Annotated in this window: 18 protein-coding genes and 1 pseudogene; 10 read left to right on the top strand and 9 right to left on the bottom strand. The window is 60.3% G+C overall.

What is annotated here, in order from left to right; genetic code table 11:
* Positions 1-588 precede the first annotated feature (588 nt).
* The 3 genes from QCE73_RS25125 to QCE73_RS25115 all read left to right on the top strand — a co-directional run bounded on the left by QCE73_RS25125 (position 589) and on the right by QCE73_RS25115 (position 2,680).
* A complete protein-coding gene (locus QCE73_RS25125) occupies positions 589-1,275 on the top strand; it encodes a DUF3313 domain-containing protein (protein ID WP_309884036.1) in 687 nt (228 codons plus the stop codon).
* Between the two features lie 343 nt (positions 1,276-1,618).
* Positions 1,619-1,813, top strand: a complete 195-nt coding sequence (locus tag QCE73_RS25120) for a DUF3563 family protein (RefSeq protein ID WP_309884035.1) — start codon at positions 1,619-1,621, stop codon at positions 1,811-1,813.
* 54 nt (positions 1,814-1,867) lie between these two features.
* Positions 1,868-2,680, top strand: coding sequence for an HNH endonuclease signature motif containing protein (locus QCE73_RS25115; protein ID WP_309884034.1), 813 nt, complete (start codon positions 1,868-1,870; stop codon positions 2,678-2,680).
* A gap of 42 nt (positions 2,681-2,722) precedes the next feature.
* Here QCE73_RS25115 and QCE73_RS25110 read toward each other — a convergent pair whose 3' ends face one another.
* The 3 genes from QCE73_RS25110 to QCE73_RS25100 form a co-directional block, all read right to left on the bottom strand.
* Positions 2,723-3,094, bottom strand: a complete 372-nt coding sequence (locus QCE73_RS25110; RefSeq protein WP_309884033.1) for a hypothetical protein — start codon at positions 3,092-3,094, stop codon at positions 2,723-2,725.
* 28 nt (positions 3,095-3,122) lie between these two features.
* Positions 3,123-3,431 (bottom strand): SDR family NAD(P)-dependent oxidoreductase, encoded by a 309-nt coding sequence (locus QCE73_RS25105; RefSeq protein WP_309884032.1) that lies wholly within the window; start codon positions 3,429-3,431, stop codon positions 3,123-3,125.
* Positions 3,432-3,633: 202 nt separating this feature from the next.
* Entirely contained in the window at positions 3,634-4,737 is a 1,104-nt protein-coding gene (locus QCE73_RS25100) for an NAD(P)/FAD-dependent oxidoreductase (protein ID WP_404989814.1), read from the bottom strand.
* A gap of 437 nt (positions 4,738-5,174) precedes the next feature.
* Between QCE73_RS25100 and QCE73_RS25095 the strand changes: the two genes are divergently transcribed.
* On the top strand, positions 5,175-5,672 hold the full coding sequence (locus QCE73_RS25095; RefSeq protein WP_309884031.1) for a hypothetical protein: 498 nt from the start codon (positions 5,175-5,177) through the stop codon (positions 5,670-5,672).
* A gap of 375 nt (positions 5,673-6,047) precedes the next feature.
* On the opposite strand, the gene QCE73_RS25090 is transcribed toward QCE73_RS25095, so the two are convergent.
* Both QCE73_RS25090 and QCE73_RS25085 read right to left on the bottom strand, forming a co-directional pair.
* Positions 6,048-6,431 carry a hypothetical protein gene (locus QCE73_RS25090; protein WP_309884030.1) on the bottom strand — a complete coding sequence of 128 codons (384 nt, stop codon included), beginning with the start codon at positions 6,429-6,431 and terminating at the stop codon, positions 6,048-6,050.
* Between the two features lie 281 nt (positions 6,432-6,712).
* Positions 6,713-6,862, bottom strand: a pseudogene (locus QCE73_RS25085) (IS110 family transposase); the annotation flags it as partial.
* A gap of 251 nt (positions 6,863-7,113) precedes the next feature.
* Here QCE73_RS25085 and QCE73_RS25080 point away from each other — a divergent pair.
* Positions 7,114-8,103 carry a phosphate acetyltransferase gene (locus tag QCE73_RS25080; protein WP_309884029.1) on the top strand — a complete coding sequence of 330 codons (990 nt, stop codon included), beginning with the start codon at positions 7,114-7,116 and terminating at the stop codon, positions 8,101-8,103.
* A 1,590-nt stretch (positions 8,104-9,693) separates the two neighbouring features.
* On the opposite strand, the gene QCE73_RS25075 is transcribed toward QCE73_RS25080, so the two are convergent.
* The 4 genes from QCE73_RS25075 to QCE73_RS25060 all read right to left on the bottom strand — a co-directional run bounded on the left by QCE73_RS25075 (position 9,694) and on the right by QCE73_RS25060 (position 12,792).
* A complete protein-coding gene (locus tag QCE73_RS25075) occupies positions 9,694-9,981 on the bottom strand; it encodes a hypothetical protein (protein WP_309884028.1) in 288 nt (95 codons plus the stop codon).
* A 61-nt stretch (positions 9,982-10,042) separates the two neighbouring features.
* Entirely contained in the window at positions 10,043-11,008 is a 966-nt protein-coding gene (locus QCE73_RS25070) for a hypothetical protein (RefSeq protein WP_309884027.1), read from the bottom strand.
* Between the two features lie 29 nt (positions 11,009-11,037).
* Positions 11,038-12,318: a glycosyltransferase gene (locus tag QCE73_RS25065; protein ID WP_309884025.1), complete on the bottom strand. Its 1,281-nt coding sequence runs from the start codon at positions 12,316-12,318 to the stop codon at positions 11,038-11,040.
* 183 nt (positions 12,319-12,501) lie between these two features.
* Positions 12,502-12,792 (bottom strand): transporter suffix domain-containing protein, encoded by a 291-nt coding sequence (locus QCE73_RS25060; protein ID WP_309884024.1) that lies wholly within the window; start codon positions 12,790-12,792, stop codon positions 12,502-12,504.
* A 506-nt stretch (positions 12,793-13,298) separates the two neighbouring features.
* Between QCE73_RS25060 and QCE73_RS25055 the strand changes: the two genes are divergently transcribed.
* The 5 genes from QCE73_RS25055 to pta all read left to right on the top strand — a co-directional run bounded on the left by QCE73_RS25055 (position 13,299) and on the right by pta (position 21,437).
* Positions 13,299-14,552, top strand: a complete 1,254-nt coding sequence (locus QCE73_RS25055) for an OFA family MFS transporter (protein WP_309884023.1) — start codon at positions 13,299-13,301, stop codon at positions 14,550-14,552.
* A 123-nt stretch (positions 14,553-14,675) separates the two neighbouring features.
* Positions 14,676-15,932 carry an acetate kinase gene (locus QCE73_RS25050; RefSeq protein WP_309884022.1) on the top strand — a complete coding sequence of 419 codons (1,257 nt, stop codon included), beginning with the start codon at positions 14,676-14,678 and terminating at the stop codon, positions 15,930-15,932.
* 116 nt (positions 15,933-16,048) lie between these two features.
* The gene (gene pflB, locus QCE73_RS25045; protein ID WP_404989801.1) at positions 16,049-18,304 is read left to right on the top strand and encodes a formate C-acetyltransferase; all 2,256 of its coding nucleotides are present in this window, start codon (positions 16,049-16,051) and stop codon (positions 18,302-18,304) included.
* A 69-nt stretch (positions 18,305-18,373) separates the two neighbouring features.
* Positions 18,374-19,180 carry a pyruvate formate-lyase-activating protein gene (pflA, locus tag QCE73_RS25040; protein WP_309884020.1) on the top strand — a complete coding sequence of 269 codons (807 nt, stop codon included), beginning with the start codon at positions 18,374-18,376 and terminating at the stop codon, positions 19,178-19,180.
* A gap of 19 nt (positions 19,181-19,199) precedes the next feature.
* Entirely contained in the window at positions 19,200-21,437 is a 2,238-nt protein-coding gene (gene pta, locus QCE73_RS25035) for a phosphate acetyltransferase (protein WP_309884019.1), read from the top strand.
* The last annotated feature ends 28 nt before the right edge of the window (positions 21,438-21,465 follow it).

Below are 21,465 nucleotides of genomic sequence, written 5' to 3'. Positions count from 1 at the left end.
TTCGCACATCTCAAACCCGGACCATGCGCCGGGTTTTTTTTCGATTTTATTGGAGCGATGAATCGCCCGGCCATCGCCTCTTAAATCGAAACTCAAAAAAGGCTGCACAAAAATATTCAACGATAGCAACATCACTTTAAGGGAGTCTGATGCTCGGCAATAACGGCGGTGTCGCCGAGAAGAGGCGTCTTGCCGTTACTGGGCGACCCTTCGCGGGAAAGCGCGATTTATAGGAAGCTTTAACTGCGGAGCAGATTTCGCAAGCCACTTGTTTTTAGAATTTGGGTGACTGGGGTGTGGCGCCGTAAACGTTGCGAAAAAATAAAGTACCGGAATAAGACTAGAGGCCAATGGCTTTCGATTGAACCGCTATCAATACTACCGTCAGCAGCGTGAGGTTGCGGCCCCTTGCCACGGCGCATGCTGATTCGCAAACCAGATACCGATACTCAGACAGGCGCTTGGGCACCTTACGTTGATGATTGACGTGTCCGAGCGCGAGCGTCGCAGAACGTGTCTCTTCCATTTGTTCGGCGGTAGGTAACCGCTATATCCGCTCGCGCAGGCGGGCAGAACGGAGGTGATACGATGTTGAAGAGCATATGTCCTTTGTTGGCGACAATGACATTAGTCGCCTGCGCTGTCACAAATGAGCAACCGCTTTCCGATGTCGAAAAGGCGTCGAAAACAGGGTTTCTGACCAATTATTCCCTGCTGCATCCGGGCGAGGAGGGCGAGGCGCGGCTTCGCTACGTCAATCCAAATATAAACTGGAATTCCTACACGGGCATCTTCCTCGAGCCTGTGGTGTTCATCAACGATGCCACCAAACCTATCGACGCGCGGGAGCAGCAGATATTGACGAGCTATTTCTACACTAAACTAAAAACTCGCCTGTCGAGCGTGATGCCGATCGTCGAGCTGCAGGGCACACACATTTTGGTGGTCTGTGCCGCTCTCACTAACGTTACGAGCGGGACGCCTAAATTGCGGACGATCTCGGTGATTATCCCGCTGGCTAGGTTGCTCAATATGGTGCAGAGCCTCGGGACGAACACCTATGCCTTCGCCGGTTCGGCACAGGGCGAAGGCGAGGTCACGGACGGTCAAACTGGACAGGTTATCGCCGAAGCGGTGGACGGCCGTGCCAGCGGAATGAGCATCGAGAATGCGGGGGCCGGTAGATGGGGCGACGCAGAGCATGTGATGGATTATTGGGCGGATCTGACGGCCAAGCGTATCGTCCAACTTAGGTCAGGCACGCCGGCACAGTAATGCGCCATTTCACCTGGTGCCGCCCTCTAAGCACACGTCGTCGAGTGCGCGACTGAGACGAAATGTCCAGCAGCGTCAATCCTCACCGCGCGCCGAACGTTCACGCCGGCACCCCACTGACCTCACGTACGGGAAAGAGTTGGTCAGCGACTTTTTCAACAGCGTCTCGTGGGAGCCGCCGTCGGAGCAGGCTGGGCCGCGTTCGGGCGTTCATTGCTCAAGCCTTCGACCTCGATGCTCGACAGCAGATGCGGCACACAGACGCACGAAATCATAGGCACACAAGATCACTATACAATGCGTTTAAGGGTTAACCCTTAACCCACATTCAGGTGACCGCCACATGTACTTGCTCAGCCGAATCTTTCTGTTTCTGACGAATTCCGCCGACCAGCGCGACCGTGAACGCGACGAGGCTTACCTCGCCGAAGCCACCGACATCTACGATCTCGAATACCGGATGAAGGCGCTCGACCAACGTAAGGTTGCGTGGATGGGAGGCCCACTTTGTCATCTGTATTGCTTGTCGAGGCCATAATGGCATGCGGACCGCGTAGACTTGTGGGTCCTATCCGCGAATCGGAGTTGATGGTTGGAAGCGAACAGCGTGAAACAGCAGGTGTGGGCACTCGCGGATGAAATAAACGCTGTGCTGGACAGTTCGTGCATTGAGCCGCACCAGCAAATTGAGAAAGAGCAAAACATAAGCCTTATAGGCCTCAACAAAGGGGAAAGGCTTTACATCAAACCCGCACGCCACGGCTACTCGGTAGGGCTCGGAGGTAACTCTCTGGTCGACAGAATGGAGCCGTTCATGACCCGACTGACAGGGCGAGAGCGTCATGGTTACGCGCACCCGCACGTGAGCCGGCAGCCTTACTGGTACGTCAGCGATTTCGCTCAGGTTCGCAAAGCGGCGTATGAGTTTGCGGGCGCGAACGTACCTTTGGACGGCGATGACACGTCAGCCGACATCATCGCGATTGAGCGGCGGGCGGATTTGTCGCGGACGCAGCGCGAGGCCTTGATTCAAGCTCGGCTCGGTCAAGGAACTTACCGCAAGCGGATGTTGGAATTATGGGACGGCAAATGTGCGGTGACGGGCCTTACGATCCAACCGGCCCTCATCGCGAGCCACGCCAAACCGTGGAGCGACAGCACCGATGAGGAGCGACTAGATCCATGCAATGGTTTGCCGCTTACGGCTACGCTCGACAAACTTTTCGATAAATACCTTGTTGCGTTCGCTCCGGAGACTGGCGAGATGCTGATCTCAGATCGCATTGCCGAGGCAGATCGCACGATCCTCGGCATCCCAGCGAAACTGAGAAAACCCCCCAGCGCGCAACAGGCTCACTATCTCAAGCTCCATCTGGCTGAGTTCGAATTGCATAAAGTTCGTTGACGGTTAGGAGCCGACTCTCAACCAACACGAGCACGGCACGCGCTACCCGCGGGCGGTGGTCGGATCTGCTGGAAAATCGGCGTCGATTCCTACTTCACCTCCGGCACCGATATCGGCGAGCGTGGCGCGCAAGCGCTTCGCCACCATGTCCACGCCAAAGGGCCCAAGCACCAGGTGCCTCGGCGGACTCTCACTTTCGACCAACCGAATCGTCGCTTCCACTGCGCGAGCTTGATCGCCAGGGTGCTTGCCGCTGATGGCGAGGGTGTTCTTCGTGCGTTTGCCGGTCGTCTCTGCGTAGTCGGCGATGCGGTTTGACGTCTGCATAAGCGAACGTCCAGTCCAATCGGTGCGCAGCGGATCCGGTTCGATGCAGGTCACGTTGATGCCAAGCGGCCCAACTTCTGCCAGCAAGCCATCGGACCAGCCCTCAACCGCATGGTTAGCCGCTGCGTAAATAGCCTGAGCCTGGAAAACCCATCAGACTTGCAACCGACGAGAGGTTGAGCACATGGCCGCTGCGCTGCGCCCGCAGGGTGGGCAACACGGCGCGAGTAAGTGCGAAGAGGCCGAATACGTTGACGTCGAACTGCTGACGGATCTGCGCCTCTTCGCCTTCTTCAATCGTGCTCATGTAACCGTAGCCCGCGTTGTTCACGAGGACATCGATCCTGCCAAACCGCGCGAGAGTGGCATTGACCGCGGCTGTGATCTGCTCTGGCCGGGTGAGGTCCAGTTCGACGCAAAGCAACCGGTCCGCCCCCGGGGCTGGCGAGATCCATCAGCGACTCTTTCTTGCATGCAGTCACCACGCAGCGCCAGCCGCGCGCGAGAACTGCCCGCGCCAGCGCGACCAAAACCAGTTGCACAACCGGGGATAAACCACACGGGCCGGATAATATCGATCATCGTGAGTTCTCTACAAGACTAGTCCCCGAGCGCGTTTCGCCTCGTTATGCAGCAAGCAGGCTTGGGGAGGGCGTTTCAACTTTCAGCACCTTGTGCAATCGCGAGCTCGTAGTCGTGTATTCCACAAGCTGCCGTGCATTGGGATTGATGTGAGCTGCAGCGCCGTACGCGGCGAGGGCCGCCTCGTGGAATCCCGAGAGGAGCAACTTCTTTTTGCCGGGGTAGGTGTTGATATCCCCGACCGCAAACATCCCAGGCATGCTGGTCTCGAATTTCCCGGTATCGACTACGATCTGTCGGCCCTGCATTTCGATGCCCCAGCTCGACAAGGGGCCAGGCTGCGGCGACAGCCCGAAGAAGACGAGCAGATCGTCGAGTTCGATGCTTCGCGTCACACCGTCACCCCCGGTGACCTTGATTTTTCGCAGCGTCGCTTGATCAGCTTCGAACCCGGTGACCTGCCCAACCAGCATCTGCATGCGTAGCTCCTCGCAGGCCGCTCGCATCTGCGCGACCGACGAGGGCGCTGCACGAAAATCATCGCGTCGATGAACGAGCACGACGCTGTTCGCGATTTCCGTCAAATGAAGCGCCCAATCCAGCGCGGAGTCTCCGCCGCCACAAATCACAATGTCGCGGTCGCGGAACCGTTCAGGGTTCTGTACGCGATAAAACAGTTGCTGGCCTTCGTGCTGCTCGATGCCTGTCAGCTTCAGGCGGCGCGGCTGGAAGGATCCCGCCCCCGCGGCGATGAAAACTGTCTTCGCGAGAAATGTCGTACCGGTGTTCGTACGAGCCAGATAGCGTCCGTCAGGGCAGCGCTCGAGGGTCTGGACTTCCTGGCGGAGGTGGAACGTCGGCACGAACGGTTCGATCTGCTTGAGCAGATTGCCAACGAGCTGTCGCGCGCTGCATACCGGTATGGCCGGTATGTCGTAGATCGGCTTGTCCGGGTACAGTTCGATGCACTGCCCACCAGGCTGCGCCAGCGACTCGACGACATGCGCGCGAATCTCCAGGAGCCCGAGTTCAAAGACGAGAAACAGGCCAACGGGGCCCGCGCCGACGACCAGCGCATCGGTCTCGATGGGTGCCCGTCTTTCGCAGCCCATTTGCACCCGGGCTTTCTGAATATCTGTTGCGGTCATTTCAAAGCTTGCCTTCCGAATATCAGCGGACATCTCATGGGTGACGCGGTAGGGCGGACGAACCAGCACCACCGCATCAAGATTAGTGGACATGTCAACTATACGTCGCGCTGTAAGGATTTTGTATGCGACGCTGAGTCGCAATCGGAGGACGGGGCCGTTCGAGTGCCGTGTCGGCGGGCGCCAACAGACTCTATTGCTGCAAGATGCCTCGTTGATCAGGAACTGCTGGTGGGGCTTGACCGCCCGTTAGAATGCGCGTGACAGGCGACAAACGCCGAGCCGGACAGAAGCCAAGCCCAATGAGGGAGGGGAGTGAACGTGAGCGAATACGTCGTAGACCTAAAAGATGACACTAAGCTCTATGTTGTTGTTGAACCAGCCCTTGCAGGGATAGCGACGCTTGACCTCCACAAGTCGAGACGCTCATTTTTTATTTGAAGTCGTTGCACGCGTATTACACTGCAAGTGAGAACGACGTAACCAACTATCAGCTGTTCAGCCAACAACTCGAGGGAATCCGCAACACCAAATCGCAAAATCAGTTTCAGCGAAAAGCTGCATCGTTGTTGCTGCGGGCAATGATTCTGAGTGGCATCGCGGCAATCGTGGCTGCACTGGGTACGGTCGCGATGATGGTCAAGCAGCACGGTTGGGGTGTCCCGCTCATCGTTGGTTCCTTCGGGCTTTTCTTGTTTGCGGAAGCTCGTTTCGGTAGAACTGCTTTGTCTGCAGCTAAAGAGCAAGACCGTCGGTATTTCCTAGAGTGCCTGCGATCGGCTCGAGCGTGCAACGAACTGGACTGGGCAGGTCTCTTCACCTACGGCGCCCAGAGTACTGAGGATTTGACAGAGCAGCTTCGCAACGCGCTTTACAACGATGAATACCGCCAGTATTCCCATGCTCGGCAGCAAGAACACCGGGCTTTGTCGTAGCGTAGGCTTCGCGGAATGTCTGGAGGAGCGGCGCACCGGCGTGGACCTGGATTTTTAAGTAGAGCCTCGAACTGCGTCGACTCGCCACACGCCTGCTTCCGTGCTTTCTATAAGCTTTCGACTAGAGCCTAGTCCCGCCGGACCATCCAAGGTGGGGCGCTCACATTGGAGGCTGATATGTTCGTCCTTTCGCTTTTGCTTCTGCTCGTGCTCTTCCTTTGGGTGTTTCCACTCATCCTCGCCGCCACGTGCGCCCATCCCCGCGCGGCTGAGTTAGGACGCCGGATGAGCCACCGTGCTCGATCGACGGGAACCCCCCACACGTCGTGAGGTACCGCGGGCCTGGTGTATGCGATGACGAGCACGCCAAAGCACTCATGAATGTCCAGCATCAGAGACATTGGATATAGCGCGCGTGTTCGAAAGCCCGGCGACTCGCTGGACCTTTAGCACCGTAGCAGGGCCGTCATCCGATTGCAGATGCCTACGACGCAGTAGTTCTTGCGCACTGGCACCGTTATGGGCCATTGCGATCGCAGCGTCGCGCTCCTTGGCGGCTTCCGCCTTCTTGTGGTCGTAAACTTTCTTCGCCGCCGCGACTTTCTGGTTATATTTCTTGTTTGCTGCGGAGATTTCCATTCGCATCCTAACGATTTCGTCGCTATGCGCGGGCTGAGCCGCGACCTGATCAGTCTGAGCCCACGCATTGGTTGCGAGCGCGAGCGACATTAACACCACAGCTCCGTTGAGACGATTCATGGCTAAGTCCTCCTTTAATCTGCTATGAACTTCTTCACGGAGATCTGAGGTGTGCCGGCCGTTCCTCTCCGCGCGAACTGTTCCAGAAAACGACAACGAGGTGTAGACCGCACTCTGCTCTATTCACGCCACGCGTCGTCGTTGGTGAATTCAGGAGACCAACTCAGTTCGATGTCGATCCAAGCGAGGACGGGATTGCCGGTCACCCGCGCCCATTGAAGACTCGGTTTCCGGTGTCGTCACCCCAGTCAGGCCATCAGCTGGCGCGGGCGCTCGAATCACGACGGGTCGCCGAGTTCCGCGAGCATGCCTACGGCGGTGGTGAACTGGATGCCCCGCATTGCCGGCAGCTCCAGTACTGCTGGATAGCAGCGCCAGTTGACAACAGCCTCGCGTAACGCCGCCTCAAGGCGGTCGCATTGTGCGAGCCTGGCGGCCCGTCTCAGGTTGCTGCTGTGCCGCGGTCTGATGTGCATCATCGGGTGGAATGTCGCCCCATTCGTGTGTCGACTGATCCGCCAGGGGGACATCTGTAGGCTATTGCGCGCTCATGCGTGGAGGCCGGGCAGAGCGCTCGGTAGATTGGACAGTTGTCTCTCCCAAGGCCCCCTGCATATTTGCAGGGGTTCTTTTGGTTCATGAAAAGCTCAGCTTGGCAATAATTTTCCGTGTGCTAACGTTTATGGGCGCTCGCAGCGCGGCGGACTACGACGATCCAGTGTCCCAGGAGCCCACTATGGCAGCACATGCCAAGTACGAACGGTTGATTCAGTCCTGCAAGGATTTGCCGCCGCTACCGGTAGCTGTCGCGCATCCGTGCGACGCCAGCTCGCTTGGCGGTGCGATCGAGGCCGCTGGGATGGGCCTCATTGCGCCGATCCTCGTGGGACCCCGCGCGCGCATCGAGACTGTCGCGGCGGAGCTGGCCATTTCCATTGACGGCTGCGAGTTGGTCGAGGCGCCGTTCAGCGAAGCCGCGGCGGAGATTGCGGTAGGGCTCGTGCGAGAGGGGCGGGCAGAAGCGCTGATGAAGGGTAGCTTGCACACCGACGAGTTGATGGCGGCCGTCGTGAAACGCGATGCGGGGATGCGCACTGCGCGGCGAATCAGCCACTGCTTCGTGATGGACGTGCCCGGCCACGAGCAGGCGATGATCATCACTGACGCGGCCATCAATATCGCGCCCACACTCGAGGACAAGGTCCATATCGTCCAAAACGCCATCGATCTCGCCCATGCGCTGATGGTCGACGACGTCCGGGTAGCGATACTCTCAGCCATGGAAACGGTCAATCCCAAGGTACCTTCGACGCTCGAGGCCGCCGCGATCTGCAAGATGGTGGACCGGCACCAAATCACGGGCGCGCTGGTGGATGGACCGCTCGCGCTCGACAATGCGATCGACATCGAGGCCGCGACGATCAAGCGGATTGACTCACCGGTGGCTGGCCGCGCTAACGTGCTGGTGGTCCCGGACCTCGAAGCGGGCAATATGCTGGCCAAGAGCCTGTCATTTCTCGCTGGGGCGGACTCCGCCGGTATCGTTCTGGGGGCGCGCGTTCCAATCATTCTTACAAGTCGCGCGGACTCGGTTTTAAGCCGGCTCGCGTCATGCGCGGTTGCCGCGCTCGTCGCACGAGCGCGCCGCGAAAACGCCAAAATTCTCGGGTGAGCGTTCCATCTGCCGCGCCGTAGTTGCCCCTTCCGCACAATCCTGCCCCCGGCCCGCCAAGGACGACGCGTCCAAGCGCCGCTCTATGCGGGGCGCTTCCCCGCGCGCCGCGTAACAGACATCGAGCCGTAGCTATCTGAGACCTTGTTTCGCAGCGCCGGCGCGGCGAAGAGCAGTTGGAGGGCCCAGGCGTGTATGCAACAGATCCGGGGTTCGTTGCGCGGGGCGTGCGGCCGGGCGTCACATACAAAAATCTTACAACTTCAAATATAGTTGACCAGTCACAGAACGGTCGTTCGGACGACGCCCAGAAGGCTTTGAGCTGAAGGCGATCCGGCACCCGCATAGGCGTGGGCCGCCCGCTTAAGAAAGCGAGAAAGCTGACGAGCAAGTCAAACTGCGTTCTCTATCTTGTGTCGGTATCACTTGATGCCGGCCGCGACCGCCCTTGGACCCGTGCGCGCGCGCCAAACGGGAGGCGTTCGCGTCGCCCCTGTCAAAGCCCGTCGCCTAGAACTCGGAGTTGAAAGATGTCGGACGCGCATTACGTTGCCACGCTGGAAGAGCGAATCGTGGATCTCATGGTTGACGGCCAAGAATGGACAGTGAAAGGCCTGGCAGAAGCGCTTGAAGCGCGCCGCTGGCGAGTCAGACTCGCGCTGCGGACCCTCGCCGCCTCACGGGACGTCCGAGTTGTTCGAACAGTGGGCCGTGCGCATGTCCGCGTCTTTAGAAGCACCCCGTTCGACGACTCGCCCCCGCGCGGAAGGCCCAGGGGAAGGGCGAGGCCAAAGCTGCGGCGGTGGCCGAGTCTGGACCCGCTCATTGCGCACGCGATTCGAGCGATGGCACTGGTGCGTTGACCTCCTCAATCCGCCTGGATGATCTGCGCGACGAGCAGTGAGACGACTGCCTACGTCTGCGCAGCCTTGGCGGCGTGCGGTGCATCAGTTGATTGGACGCAGTCCTCGCTGACGAGTGCCTTCGAATCTGGAAGAGGCTGCATATAGTCGAACTGAGCGACGAGCGGCACTTTGCTATGCTGCGCCGCTTGCCGAAGGACGAACACATAGCCGTACATCGGGGCGCCGGGGGCAGGCGAGTTGCACTGCGGACCGGGCTCTTGAAAGACAACTGACGTTAACGCCCCACGAAACTGAATTGCCGCTCGCTTTGAGGATGTCGCGCTCGCCAACTTGAACGTCGACTCCGGCAGCCTTAACAGGTTTTCCGGCAAATGGGACTGGCATGGTCTGAATGGACCGGAGTGTGCTGCGACGCGAAGGACACGCGGAGCTTCTGGTTTCTGGGTCGAGAGCGGGATGAGAGATCTTTCACCAAGCTGCAGCCTCGTGACTATCTCGAAGCAATCGAAGAGGCCGAACAGCTGCAAGGCCGCGTGGTGACTTTGGCCTAAACTCGTCGAAATACGGAAGTCTCACGCCCGCCGTCCCTGATCATCAGGGTCCGGCGGTTTTTTCGCGCTTGCGGGCCACTCGACCTGAAGTTCGGTTCTTCGGTACTGACCCGGGGCGCTACGGTCGTTGATGGAGGTATCTCTCGCGCGAGGTCACTCCTGCAAAATCCGGTCTATTTCCAGTCGAAGCGCGGTTCGATTCGCGGGTCGGCGCCTGCATTTTGGCCAGCAAGCAATGCGTCAATTTTGCGCTCAAGGCGCAAGTTGGTGCAGCCAATCAGAAAGATCAGGCCGATGCAGTTGACGATGGGTATGAACGAAATGATGGTCCATTTAGCGACCGGACGCCCCTTGTCTTTTGCCAAAGCGTAACCGACGAACCCCAAGATCAGGGACGGAAGTAGAAGTCGAACAAAAACGGCGACGGATATAAGCAGGATTTCTGCGAATGACGGATGCATGACTGCTCTCGGTAGATGTGCTCGCCGCTGGCCCGGCTTCGCCGCGTCGTGCGACGTACACTCAGTTGAGCGGAAACAGCAGGCGGCCCATGACGCTTGTGTAACGATACGACGAGCCGCCAATCGCGAACCCGGACGCGCGGTTGTTGGTCGTTTCCACCGCGACTTGCCACTGCACGGTCCGGCTGCGATGGTTCTGCGCGCCGCCACGAACACTCCAGATGTTGCTTGCCGCGTCTGGTAGGTTCTGGCGCCCGGCGTCAGCGTTCACGAAGAAAATGGCCTTGTCTCCGACTGCAGTCCGCCACGAGACGCCGCCCGACGCCTCATTCAACCAGCGCGGAGAGAAGTAATTGCCTTGGTCGGGATTGGTGTCGTAATACGTGCGCGTTTTGACGTATGCGTTAAGCCCGCTGTTCTCCACCAATTCGTAGGTCCATCGTGTGCGTAAGAGGGGACGCGTGTTGTCGTCCGAGAACAAAAGCGCGCCAGCCGCGACGCCGACGCTGACGCGTGACGTAAACTGGTGATCGAACACGAGCAGCAGGCTGTTGTAAGTCAGGCCTTTCTCGATTCCGGCCTCCGAGTCGACGACGTCCCGCCCCACGCTCACACCTAATCCCGTGTCGGCGGTGAGGTGCCGCATGTAGTCCAATGTCCCTGTCACTGTCGTGTGACCATCGGTATCCATCACGCCAAGCCGCCCATCCACGGTCTGCTTCGCATCGTGCTGGTAGTACTGACCATATGCACCGCGCCCGGTGGCTGACCATCCTGGCGCGCTGTAGTGCGTGATGCTCGTGCCCACCCCCCAGCCGTTGGGGAACAGATACCCAAGGTTTGCACGCTCTTCCTCGAAATGATCGCTGTCATTGCTGTAGAAAACGTCACCAATGGGTGCACCATACTTGCCCGGCGCGTCATGAGACTGGGCGCGTGCGGTCCCAAGCGCGCCGAGCGCGAGTGCACCGACGATAGCGAGCACGTGCCGAAGCTTGATGCCGCCCGCCCGGCGAGGGATATCCATTACGAATTCTTCCTTTTTCCGTTTTGAGGTCATTTCGTGCCCCAACGCTTGGTGCGCATCACGAACTCCTGCGCATATCCAACTACGCACGCGGGCTGCAAAACCAACCCGTAGAGCAGGCTGTAGCAGATGAAGCCAAGCCAATTTCGGCGCACTTTCAGATTCTGCGCGGCGAACATGCCGGACTGGATGCGGAACATGATGCCGTTGATGACCAACGCCATTGGGAGTACGAGCAACGTCATCGGCCCCGCGATCCAGTAGATGCCGAACAGCGCTAGTACCAGGCCTGGGACGAAAACCAGCGTGTAGACCAGATCCATGAAGGGGAACAGCAGGTTCCACCAGATGAAGACCGTCGTCATGCGCGACTCGAACAGCATCTGCCAATGTTCCTTGAACGCTTCGATCAGCCCGCGTGACCACCGCTGACGCTGACGGATGAACTGCCGCGTCGTGGTTGGCGCGTTGGTGAAGAGGCAGGCGTTTTCGGCAAAGCCAACGCGAAACCCCGCTTTCAGGATCGCCCATGTGAGCACGATGTCCTCGCCGACCGAGTGAGGCCAGCCACCGATGTGACGCAACACTTCAGTGTCGTAGATGGAGAACGCGCCCTGCGCGACGAGCGTTCCCTGATAGAGGCTCTGCGCCCGCTTGATAGCAGCGATGCCATGAAAGTAGTCCCACTCCTGGATCTGCGTGATCAAGTTGGTCCGCGAATTGCGCACCAGCACGGCGCCCGCAACCGCTTTGGTATCCGGTGGGTCGCTCAAGTAACGGCGCGTGAGATTTTCGAGCGCTCGGTGATACAAGTAGGAGTCGCCGTCCACCGTAACGGTGAGCGCGTGACGCACTTGCTTCAAGCCCTCGTTGAGCGCGCCCGCCTTGCCCATGTTGTGAGGAAGGTGGATGACTTCGAGCCACGGATAGTGCAATCGATTCAGCACGGCAGCCGTCCCGTCCGAGGAACCGTCATTGATCACAATCACCTGCAACTCGCCGGGGTAGGCCTGGCGCGCGATGCTTTCTATCGTTTGCGCGATACTGGCTTCCTCGTTGTACGCGGCGACGAGCATGCTGATGCCGGGAAGCGGCCCATCCACTTTACGCAAACCTGGCCGACGGTCCATCAGCAGACTCGAGAGCAGGAAAGCATTCATGAAGCCGGGCAAAATCGCAATGCCAATAAGAATCAGGTACGCCCAAACCGTGCCGAAGAGGTGACTCATGTCAGCCAGCCAGCGCTGACCCAAATAGAAAGAGAGCCCACTCCACATCGTCGCGAGAGTAAGCGCCAGCGCGAATTTCACCCGTACTGGTAGATACCACCTTGATTTTTCACTCGTGGTGATTGGGAGTGCTGAAGTTTTCACGATTGGTCCTGCGGGTGTTTCCACCGCAATACGGTAATGGGACAAGCATGTCTGAGGCGTCGCACGTGCGACGCACAAGGTCGAAATGGCGGTCGGATCGATAGGGGCTTACTGGGGATACTACTTTCTGCTCAACTTGAGTCGGCGAAACAGGCGGGCTCTTAGCTGCTCGAATCCTGGTTTGCCCATCACCGCGACACAGGCTAGAAGGATGATCTTGTTGCCGACCACAATGCCGCCAGTCAACGCCGCGATGTCGGTGGCGGGCGAACCCGCCAGGGCTGCGAGGGGAACGAGGCCCCACACCGCATAGGCCAGAACGAAGACGCCGATTCCGGCCCGCAAGCGCCAGGTGCTCGAAGGTAAAGCTTCGTCCTGGCTGCTTGTAATTCTGGGGACTGCCAACTTCATCACGACCTCCTTGATCGCGTTTCTTTATACGATTTACGGGCGTAAGTTTACGGGGAGCTTGCGACTAGGCACGCGACCGACCGCCGCAGATGGAATCAGCAGTCGTTTAAAACGGTCGTTCGCACCTGTCATAACAGCGCTTTCGCGCTGACCTGCCTGTCCGTGACCCAATCCCAGCGGACGTTTGAGACCGATCAAGCCTCTCTCTCGATCGCGCCTCGTGCGCAAGGCGTGCGGCGGGGCGTCACATACAAAGGCCTTACGGCGACAAATATACTGGACGCGTCAACTAAATGCCGGTCCGGATTCTCGGCCGGTGCGCGCAAAGTCAGGCGCGGCGTTCCTGTCCGGCCGCCTTCTCCCGCACATTCGCACGAGTTGTCTTCGTTCAATGTCAAAAATGTTGTCGTCAATAAGGATGCCTATGCAACTGTTCGAAACAAAGCTCTGCAACTCCTGTGTAACTATCACGGGCAACCGGTATGTACGGAGCCCGGCCAAATACCATGAATCAAAACTCTAGTTCCAGCCGTGCCTGGGTAGTACTGGGCGGCACTCTAATCGCACAGCTTGTGCTCGGTTCCATCTACACGTGGAGCCTCTTCAATCAGCCACTCGTCACCGAGTACGGTTGGCCCCTCTCCAAAGTCGCACTCACCTTCGCTTTCACCACATTCTGTCTAGCGCTCGGCGCCTCCTGCTGCGGCTGGCTCGAACGCACCTTCGGTATCCGTAAAACCCTTTTCGGCTCGGCGCTCCTCCTGTGCGGAGGACTGGCACTCGCCTCTCAGGCCGACAGCCTCGTGCAGTTATATCTGACCGCGGGCGTCATGGTCGGGTTTGCCAACGGTGTGGGCTACATGATGACGCTCACCAACATGATCCGCTGGATGCCTGAGCGTAAGGGGCTGATTTCGGGCCTGTCGATCAGCGCGTATGGGCTGGGCAGTTTCGTCTTCAAATATGTCAACGTGGCACTCATCGCACATTTCGGGGTGTCCAGCGCCTTCATGTACTGGGGCGTGCTTATCGCTGTCGGCCTGATCGCGATTGTTCCGCTGATCTCAAGCGCACCCGAGCAGCAGTCCGCGGCCGGTTCGTCGACTATCACCGGCTACACCCTTCGTGCGGCGCTTCGTAAGCCTCAGGCCTACCTGATCTTTGCGGTGTTGTTCACGACCTGCATGGGCGGCCTCTACTCGATCAGCGTTGCCACGGACGTGGGCCTGCGACTGGTGCATCTGACCCGTCCGGAAGCCGTGGGCGTGGTTTCGATCATGGCCCTGGCAAATATCGCGGGTCGCCTGATCATGGGCCCGGGTTCCGACCGCATCGGCCGCAAGCCCGTGCTCGCCTTCGGCCTGATGCTGATGTTGCTTGGTGTGTCGACGCTGCTCTTTGTTCCGCTTACCAAGGGTGTGTTCATGCTCGCGATGGGAGCTATCACGTTCAGCTTTGGCGGATCGCTGACTGTGTATCCCGCCTTGGTCGGTGACTTCTTCGGCGTGAAGAACGTCAGTCAGATCTACGGGTTGATCTATCAGGGCTTCGGCGTGAGCGCGCTCGCCGGCGCACTTATCGGTGTGATAGGTGGCGGACTGCAGGCGCCGTTCTTCGGGATCGTCGCGCTCTGTGTCATCTCGCTCGTCATCATCACCATGCTGCGTCCGCCGCGCGAGAAGGCCCCCCAACGCCGCAAGGCACCGGTCCGGGCCCCGGCAAAGCGCCCGGTGCTCGCCAAGGCTACCAAGGCAGCTTAAGCCAGTAGCCGCCCGCGCCGATCAGACGAGGTTCTCCAGCAATTCGGCGAGAGCTCGCCCGGCCGGTGCGATGTGAAGAGGTAAGGGAGTACGCCGACCAGAGCGGCGTTCTACGAAACCCTCGTGACTCTGGAAAAATTCGTAGGTATCGAAGTCATGAGTTCGCAACAATCACTGGTACTCGTTGTCAACAGCGGATCGTCATCCGTGAAGTTCAAGCTGTTGCCGGCCGACGGTGGCCCGGCACTCTTTAGCGGGGTCGCGGAGTCGCTGTGCACGTCGGGTCCCGCGCGCCTGATTCTCCGCAAAGGGCTCGCAAAGAGCATTGAGGACTTGGCTGGAAGCAGTCATACGGATGCGCTTCAAGCAATCTTCTCGCACATCCAACGCAACGGCTGGCTTGCGGATGTCGCGGCAGTCGGGCACCGCGTGGTGCATGGTGGTGAGCGCTTTACCCGCTCCGTGCTCATCACGCCGGAAGTCATCAGGGACATCGAAGCTGTTTCAGTTCTCGCGCCGCTGCACAACGCCGCAAATCTGTTAGGTATCCGCGCCTGCGCCGAACTTTTCCCCGCTATCTCGCAGATCGCAGTGTTTGACACCGCGTTTCACCAGACCATGCTGCCGCATGCCTACATGTACGCGATCCCAAAGTACCTCTATGAGGAACACGGCATCCGGCGCTACGGCTTTCACGGAACCTCGTTTCGCTACGTTGCCAGTCGCGCGGTTGATCTGCTTGCGCTCGATCCCGAGGATCACGGCGTCGTCATAGCCCACTTGGGCAACGGCGCCTCGGCCTGTGCCGTGGTCAACGGCAAGTGCCGCGATACATCGATGGGTCTGACGCCGCTCGAAGGGCTCGTCATGGGTACCCGCGCGGGTGACGTCGATGTAGGCGCGGCGGCACGCATTGGGCGCGTGACCGGGCTCGACCTGGCCGGCGTCGAAGGCCTCCTGAACCGCGGCTCGGGCTTGCTGGGGCTGTCCGGAATCTCCAGCGACTGCAGAGCGCTCGAGACGGCCGCGCAGGCAGATCACGTGTGCGCCGGGCTCGCGCTCGACGTTTTCGTGCACCGGCTCGCCCGGTACATCGGTGCGCTTGCCGCCTCACTTCACAGGTTCGACGCAGTGATTTTCACTGGTGGCATCGGCGAGAACTCGACACGGGTACGAGGGATGACACTTGAGCATCTTCGGGCTTTCGGCCTTGCGCTGAATCCAGCGGCGAACCAGCGCTTGGTGGGCGGAGCCAATGGGCGCATTGACAGTGGCTCGCGCACTCAGGCTTGGGTGATCGCCACGGACGAGGAAGGCCTGATCGCTGACGATGCGATCCAACTCGCGGGGCTACGGCAACCGGAAGCATGCGCGGCTTGAGCCAAGACAGAAGACAAAGGTCGGAGGCAGGACAGGAACTTGTCTGAAACCGACAGAACGTATTGATGAAAGTGGTGCGGCGTTGGCCGTGCCAGTCAACCAGATGGAGTTATGTGATGAACGTCGTTTCTCATGAATGGAAGGCAGATCCCTGGGCAGATTTTGTTGAGGGTCCCTGGCAGGCAAGTGTGGATGTACGTGGTTTTATCCAGAGCAACTACACGCCGTACGCAGGCGACGACTCGTTTCTCGCCGGTCCGACCGCGCGCACCACGGCGCTGTGGGAGAAACTTGCGGTCCTGCTCAAGGCCGAGCGCGAGAAAGGCGTGCTCGACGTTTCGGCTGATCGCGCTTCCTCGATCACAGCCCACGCACCGGGATTTATCGATGCAGACAACGAAATAATCGTGGGTCTACAGACCGACGCGCCGCTCAAGCGCGCGATCATGCCCAATGGCGGGCTGCGCATGGTCGAAGCCGGTCTTGAAGCATATGGCTTCAAACTCGATCCGACAGTGAAAGAGATCTGGACGCTCTATCGCAAGAGCCACAACCAGGGAACGTTCGACGTCTACTCGCCCGACGTGCTTGCCGCGCGTAAGTCCGGTGTGGTCACGGGCCTGCCTGACGCCTATGGCCGCGGCCGGATCATTGGCGACTACCGTCGCGTGGCGCTCTATGGCATCGACATGCTCAAACGCGACCGCCAGCGCGCCTTCCACGAACTCGACAACGCAGTCTTCAACGAATCGACGATGCGTACGCGCGAAGAACTCTCGGAACAGTTCCGCGCGCTCGATGAGCTGAAGGAGATGGCCGCACGCTACGGCTACGACATCTCGCGGGCGGCACTCACTGCCCGCGAAGCGGTGCAATGGCTCTACTTCGGCTATCTCGCCGCGGTCAAGGAGCAAAACGGGGCGGCGATGTCGATTGGTCGCATTTCGACCTTCCTCGACATCTACATCCAACGGGACATGGACCGTGGACTGCTGACCGAGGAGTTGGCCCAGGAACTGTTCGACGACCTGGTGATCAAGCTCCGGATCGTGCGCTTCCTGCGCACGCCCGATTACGACCAGCTGTTCTCGGGAGACCCGACCTGGGTGACCGAGGCAATCGGTGGCATGGGCGAGGACGGTCGCACGCTTGTGACCCGGTCGAGCTTCCGTGTCCTCCAGACGCTTTTCAACCTGGGCCCCGCGCCTGAGCCCAACCTCACGGTGCTGTGGTCGGAAAAAATGCCACAAGGCTTCAAGGACTATTGCGCTGAAGTGTCGATCCAGACGTCGGCAATCCAGTACGAAAACGATGACGTGATGCGTCCTCACTGGGGCGACGACTATGGCATCGCGTGCTGTGTGTCAGCCATGCGCATCGGCAAGCAGATGCAGTTCTTCGGCGCCCGCGCGAACCTGGGCAAGACGCTTCTCTACGCCATCAACGGCGGAGTGGACGAGGTAAGCGGGAAGGTGGTGGCCGAGGGCTTCGAGCCGATCAAGGGCGATGTGCTCGACTACAACGAGGTGATTGCGAAGCTCGACCCCATGATGGACTGGCTCGCGAAGACCTATGTCAAGGCACTTAACGCGATCCACTACATGCACGACAAGTATGCGTACGAGCGTATCGAGATGGCGCTGCATGACCGCGACATCCTGCGCACGATGGCGTGCGGGATTGCCGGCCTCTCAGTTGCTGCCGACAGTCTGTCCGCGATCCGCCATGCGAAGGTTAGGGTGGTGCGCAACGCAGCCGGGCTTGCGGTCGACTATGTGATCGAAGGTGAGTATCCCGCCTATGGCAACAACGACAACCGTGCCGACCAGATCGCCGTCTGGCTGACCGAGACGTTCATGGAGAAGGTCAAGGCGCAAACGTACTTCTACCGTGATTCGGTGCCCACGCAGTCGGTGCTCACGATCACGTCGAACGTGGTGTATGGCAAGAAGACAGGCAATACGCCGGACGGCCGCCGCGCAGGTGAGCCGTTCGCACCCGGTGCGAACCCGATGAATGGTCGCGACACAAAGGGCTTTGTCGCAGCGGGGGCCTCGGTCGCGAAGCTGCCCTATGCGGCCGCACTCGACGGCATCTCATGGACGGCGTCGGCGACACCTGACGCCCTTGGTCGCCGGCCCGACGAGCGTCGTCGCAACCTGGCGAACTGCCTCGACGGGTTTGCGCTCGCCAACGGCCATCACGTCAACGTGAACGTCTTCAACAAGGCGACCCTCATCGATGCGATGGATCATCCCGAGAAGTACCCGCAACTGACTGTTCGGGTTTCCGGGTACGCCGTGAACTTCGTGAAGCTCACGCGTGAGCAGCAACTCGACGTGCTCTCGCGCACGTTCCACGCCTCGATGTAAAGCCGCTGTAGCCCTGAGCCGGTCTGGGCGACCCGTACCGGCTCTCCGAACACAAGGAAAGTATCAGCCATGTACCCGAGCCTCCACACCACCACCACGATCCACCGCGAGCCTGCACCGCGCAAGGTGCTGGCGAAGGATGGGGCCCCACGAGGGCTGCTCCATTCGGTCGAGACGGGCGCTGCTGCGGACGGCCCGGGCGTGCGCTTCGTCTACTTTTTTTCCGGATGTCCGTTGCGCTGCGCCTACTGCCACAACCCGGATACGTGGCGGTTTGATGCTGGGCGCCCGGTCACGATCGATGAGGCCATCGAGGAGATCCGGCCGTATGTGCGATTCCTGCGCCTGACCGGAGGCGTGACCGTTTCCGGTGGAGAGCCGCTCGCTCAACGCGCCTTCGTCGGTGAGTTGCTAAAACGCATCCACGACGAGTTTGGCTTGCATACCGCGCTGGATACGCAAGGCTATCTTGGCGCCAAGGTGAGCGACGATTGGCTCGAGGCGGTAGACCTGGTGCTGCTTGATATCAAGCATATCGATCCAGCGCACTACCGTGATCTGACTGGCGTGGAACTCGCACCGACGCTCGCGTTTGCGCGACGGCTGGCGCGGTTGAACAAGTCCGTGTGGATCCGGCACGTGCTGGTTCCCGGAGTCACGGACGACCCCGAGCACCTTGCGCGACTCGGCGACTTTCTTCTCGAACTGGGGCCGATCGTCAAGCGCGTCGACGTCCTGCCGTTCCATCAGCTCGGCGCGCACAAATGGAAAAGCCTGAACCTGGACTACGCGCTGGATAGCGTCAAACCTCCATCGCCAGAACAGGTTGGTGAGGCTGTCCGGATTCTGCGCGAGCGGGGCCTGCCCGCCGAGTAACACGAAAAACATACATATCATGAGCAATTCGCGTCGTATTTTCTATCTCGTTCCGGTGTCGCGTGATGCCGGGCTCACTTCCATGGCACTCGGACTCGTACGCGCACTGCAGCTTGGCGGCGTTCAAGCAGGATTTGCCAAACCCGTCGCACAGCCCGAGTCGATTCCGGGCGAACGAGACCTCTCAGGACATTTTGCGCGCGCGCTGTGCGGCACGCGAACGCCTGAGCCAATCGACTACACGAGCGCAATCGAACGAGTTCGTGCGGGGGACCTCGCGGGCCTGATGGAAGAAGTGGTGTCGATGGTCGACACGGCCAGCGCCGGCAATCAGGTTCTTGTGGTCGAAGGCCTGATTCCCGACGTCGATTTCCAGATCGCGACGCGCCTGAACATCGAAATCGTGCGCACCCTCAGCGCCGAGATTATTCCTGTCTTTTCGGCGCGCGCGCGCGGCATCGAAGACCTCGAGGCGATAGCGGCTGGAGCTGCTGAACAGTATGGCGATGGCGGGCGCCGGCCCCTCGCCGGAGTGCTCGTCAACCATGCGGCCGGACAACCGGAAACGGGGCCTGGCAGCGGGCCGCTCGACACGCTCGCGGATGGCACGCCCGTGCTCGCGAGTGTGCCGACGGCGCAGCACCTGCTCTCGCCGCGCGTGATCGACATTGTCAGTGGTCTTGGATTACGCGTCCTGCACGTCGGTGGGGCTGCGACCGCCCGGGTAGAGAACGTGCTCGTCGCGGCCAATTCGCCAGAAAAGCTGCTGAGCCAGCTTCGCCCCGGTACGCTCGTCGTGACCCCGGACGACAGGGCTGACGTGATCGCCGCGGTGGCGCTCGCCGCGCATCGCGGCATGCGGTTGGCGGGCATGCTGCTCACCGACGGCGGAAAGCTGCCACCAGAGTTCGCGCGCCTGTTCAAGGGCCGCCCATTGGACCAGCTGGCGATTGTGGGCGCCGAGGGCGACACGTTTGCGGTCGCCTCGCGTCTCGCGAACCTCTCGAGCCACGTTGACCGCGGCGACACCGAGCGCATGGAGCAGGTCGTGGACTTCATTGCTGGGCGCATCGTCGCGGCTCCGCTCGTCGCGCGTCTGGAGGTTTCGGACATGCCGCTGATGCCGCCCGCGGTTTTCCGCACGCGCCTCGTCAAAGCGGCCCGAGGGATCGGTCGAACCATTGTGCTGCCGGAAGGCGACGAGCCGCGTACGATCCAGGCCGCCGCGGAGTGTGCCGCCCGCGGTATCGCGCGGTGCGTGCTGCTCGGCGTCCCCGAAACGATCCGCGACGTCGCAGCCGGTCACGGAATCGAGCTGCCGCCCGGTGTCCAGATCGTAGACCCCGACCTTGTTCGGGAGCGCTATGTCGCGCCCATGGTGGAGCTTCGCCGGGCGAAGGGGCTCACTGAGATCACGGCGCGCCAGGAGCTGGAAGATAACGTTGTGCTTGGCACGATGATGCTCGAAGTGGGCGACGTCGACGGGCTGGTGTCAGGCGCCGTCCATACAACTGCCAGCACCGTGCGACCGGCGTTGCAGCTGATCCGGACGGTGCCGGGTTCGCGCCTCGTATCGAGCGTGTTTTTCATGTTGATGCCTGACCAGGTGCTGGTCTACGGCGACTGCGCGATCAACCCGGATCCGGATGCGCAAGCGCTCGCCGAGATCGCCATCCAGTCGGCCGATAGTGCGCGCGCCTTCGGTATCGACCCGCGCGTGGCGATGATTTCGTACTCGACAGGGACCTCCGGTTCGGGCGCTGACGTCGAGAAGGTCAAAGAGGCGACAGCAATCGTGCAGCAGTTGCGGCCGGACCTGGTGGTAGATGGACCGATCCAGTATGACGCCGCCACCGTTGAGAGCGTGGCCCGGCAGAAGGCACCGAACAGTCCGCTGCGCGGTCGTGCGAATGTCATTGTGTTTCCTGATCTCAATACCGGAAACACAACGTACAAAGCTGTGCAACGCTCGGCGAATGTGGTCTCCATCGGGCCCATGCTTCAAGGACTGCGCAAGCCGGTCAACGACCTCTCGCGCGGCGCGCTTGTCGAGGACATCGTCTACACGATTGCGCTCACTGCCATCCAGGCAGCACCAGTGCGACGCACGGGGCCGCGAGCGTCCGCTGCAACGCATGCGGTCGCGAGCGAGACGAGCAGTGCGCTCGCGCAGGGGCGGGAAGTCGTCGAGCACCCGATGCCAGACGCAGCAGCGTCGGCAAGGCATGCGCAAGCTGGCCTGCGTGCCCCGTTGTAGCCCAGAGTAGGCGGTCTACATTCAATCC

The sequence above is a fragment of the Caballeronia sp. LZ029 genome (assembly GCF_031451275.1).
Taxonomy (GTDB): Bacteria; Pseudomonadota; Gammaproteobacteria; order Burkholderiales; family Burkholderiaceae; genus Caballeronia; species Caballeronia jiangsuensis.
The sequence above is the reverse complement of the archived record's forward strand: the minus strand, read 5'-3'. Positions and strand labels throughout refer to the sequence as shown.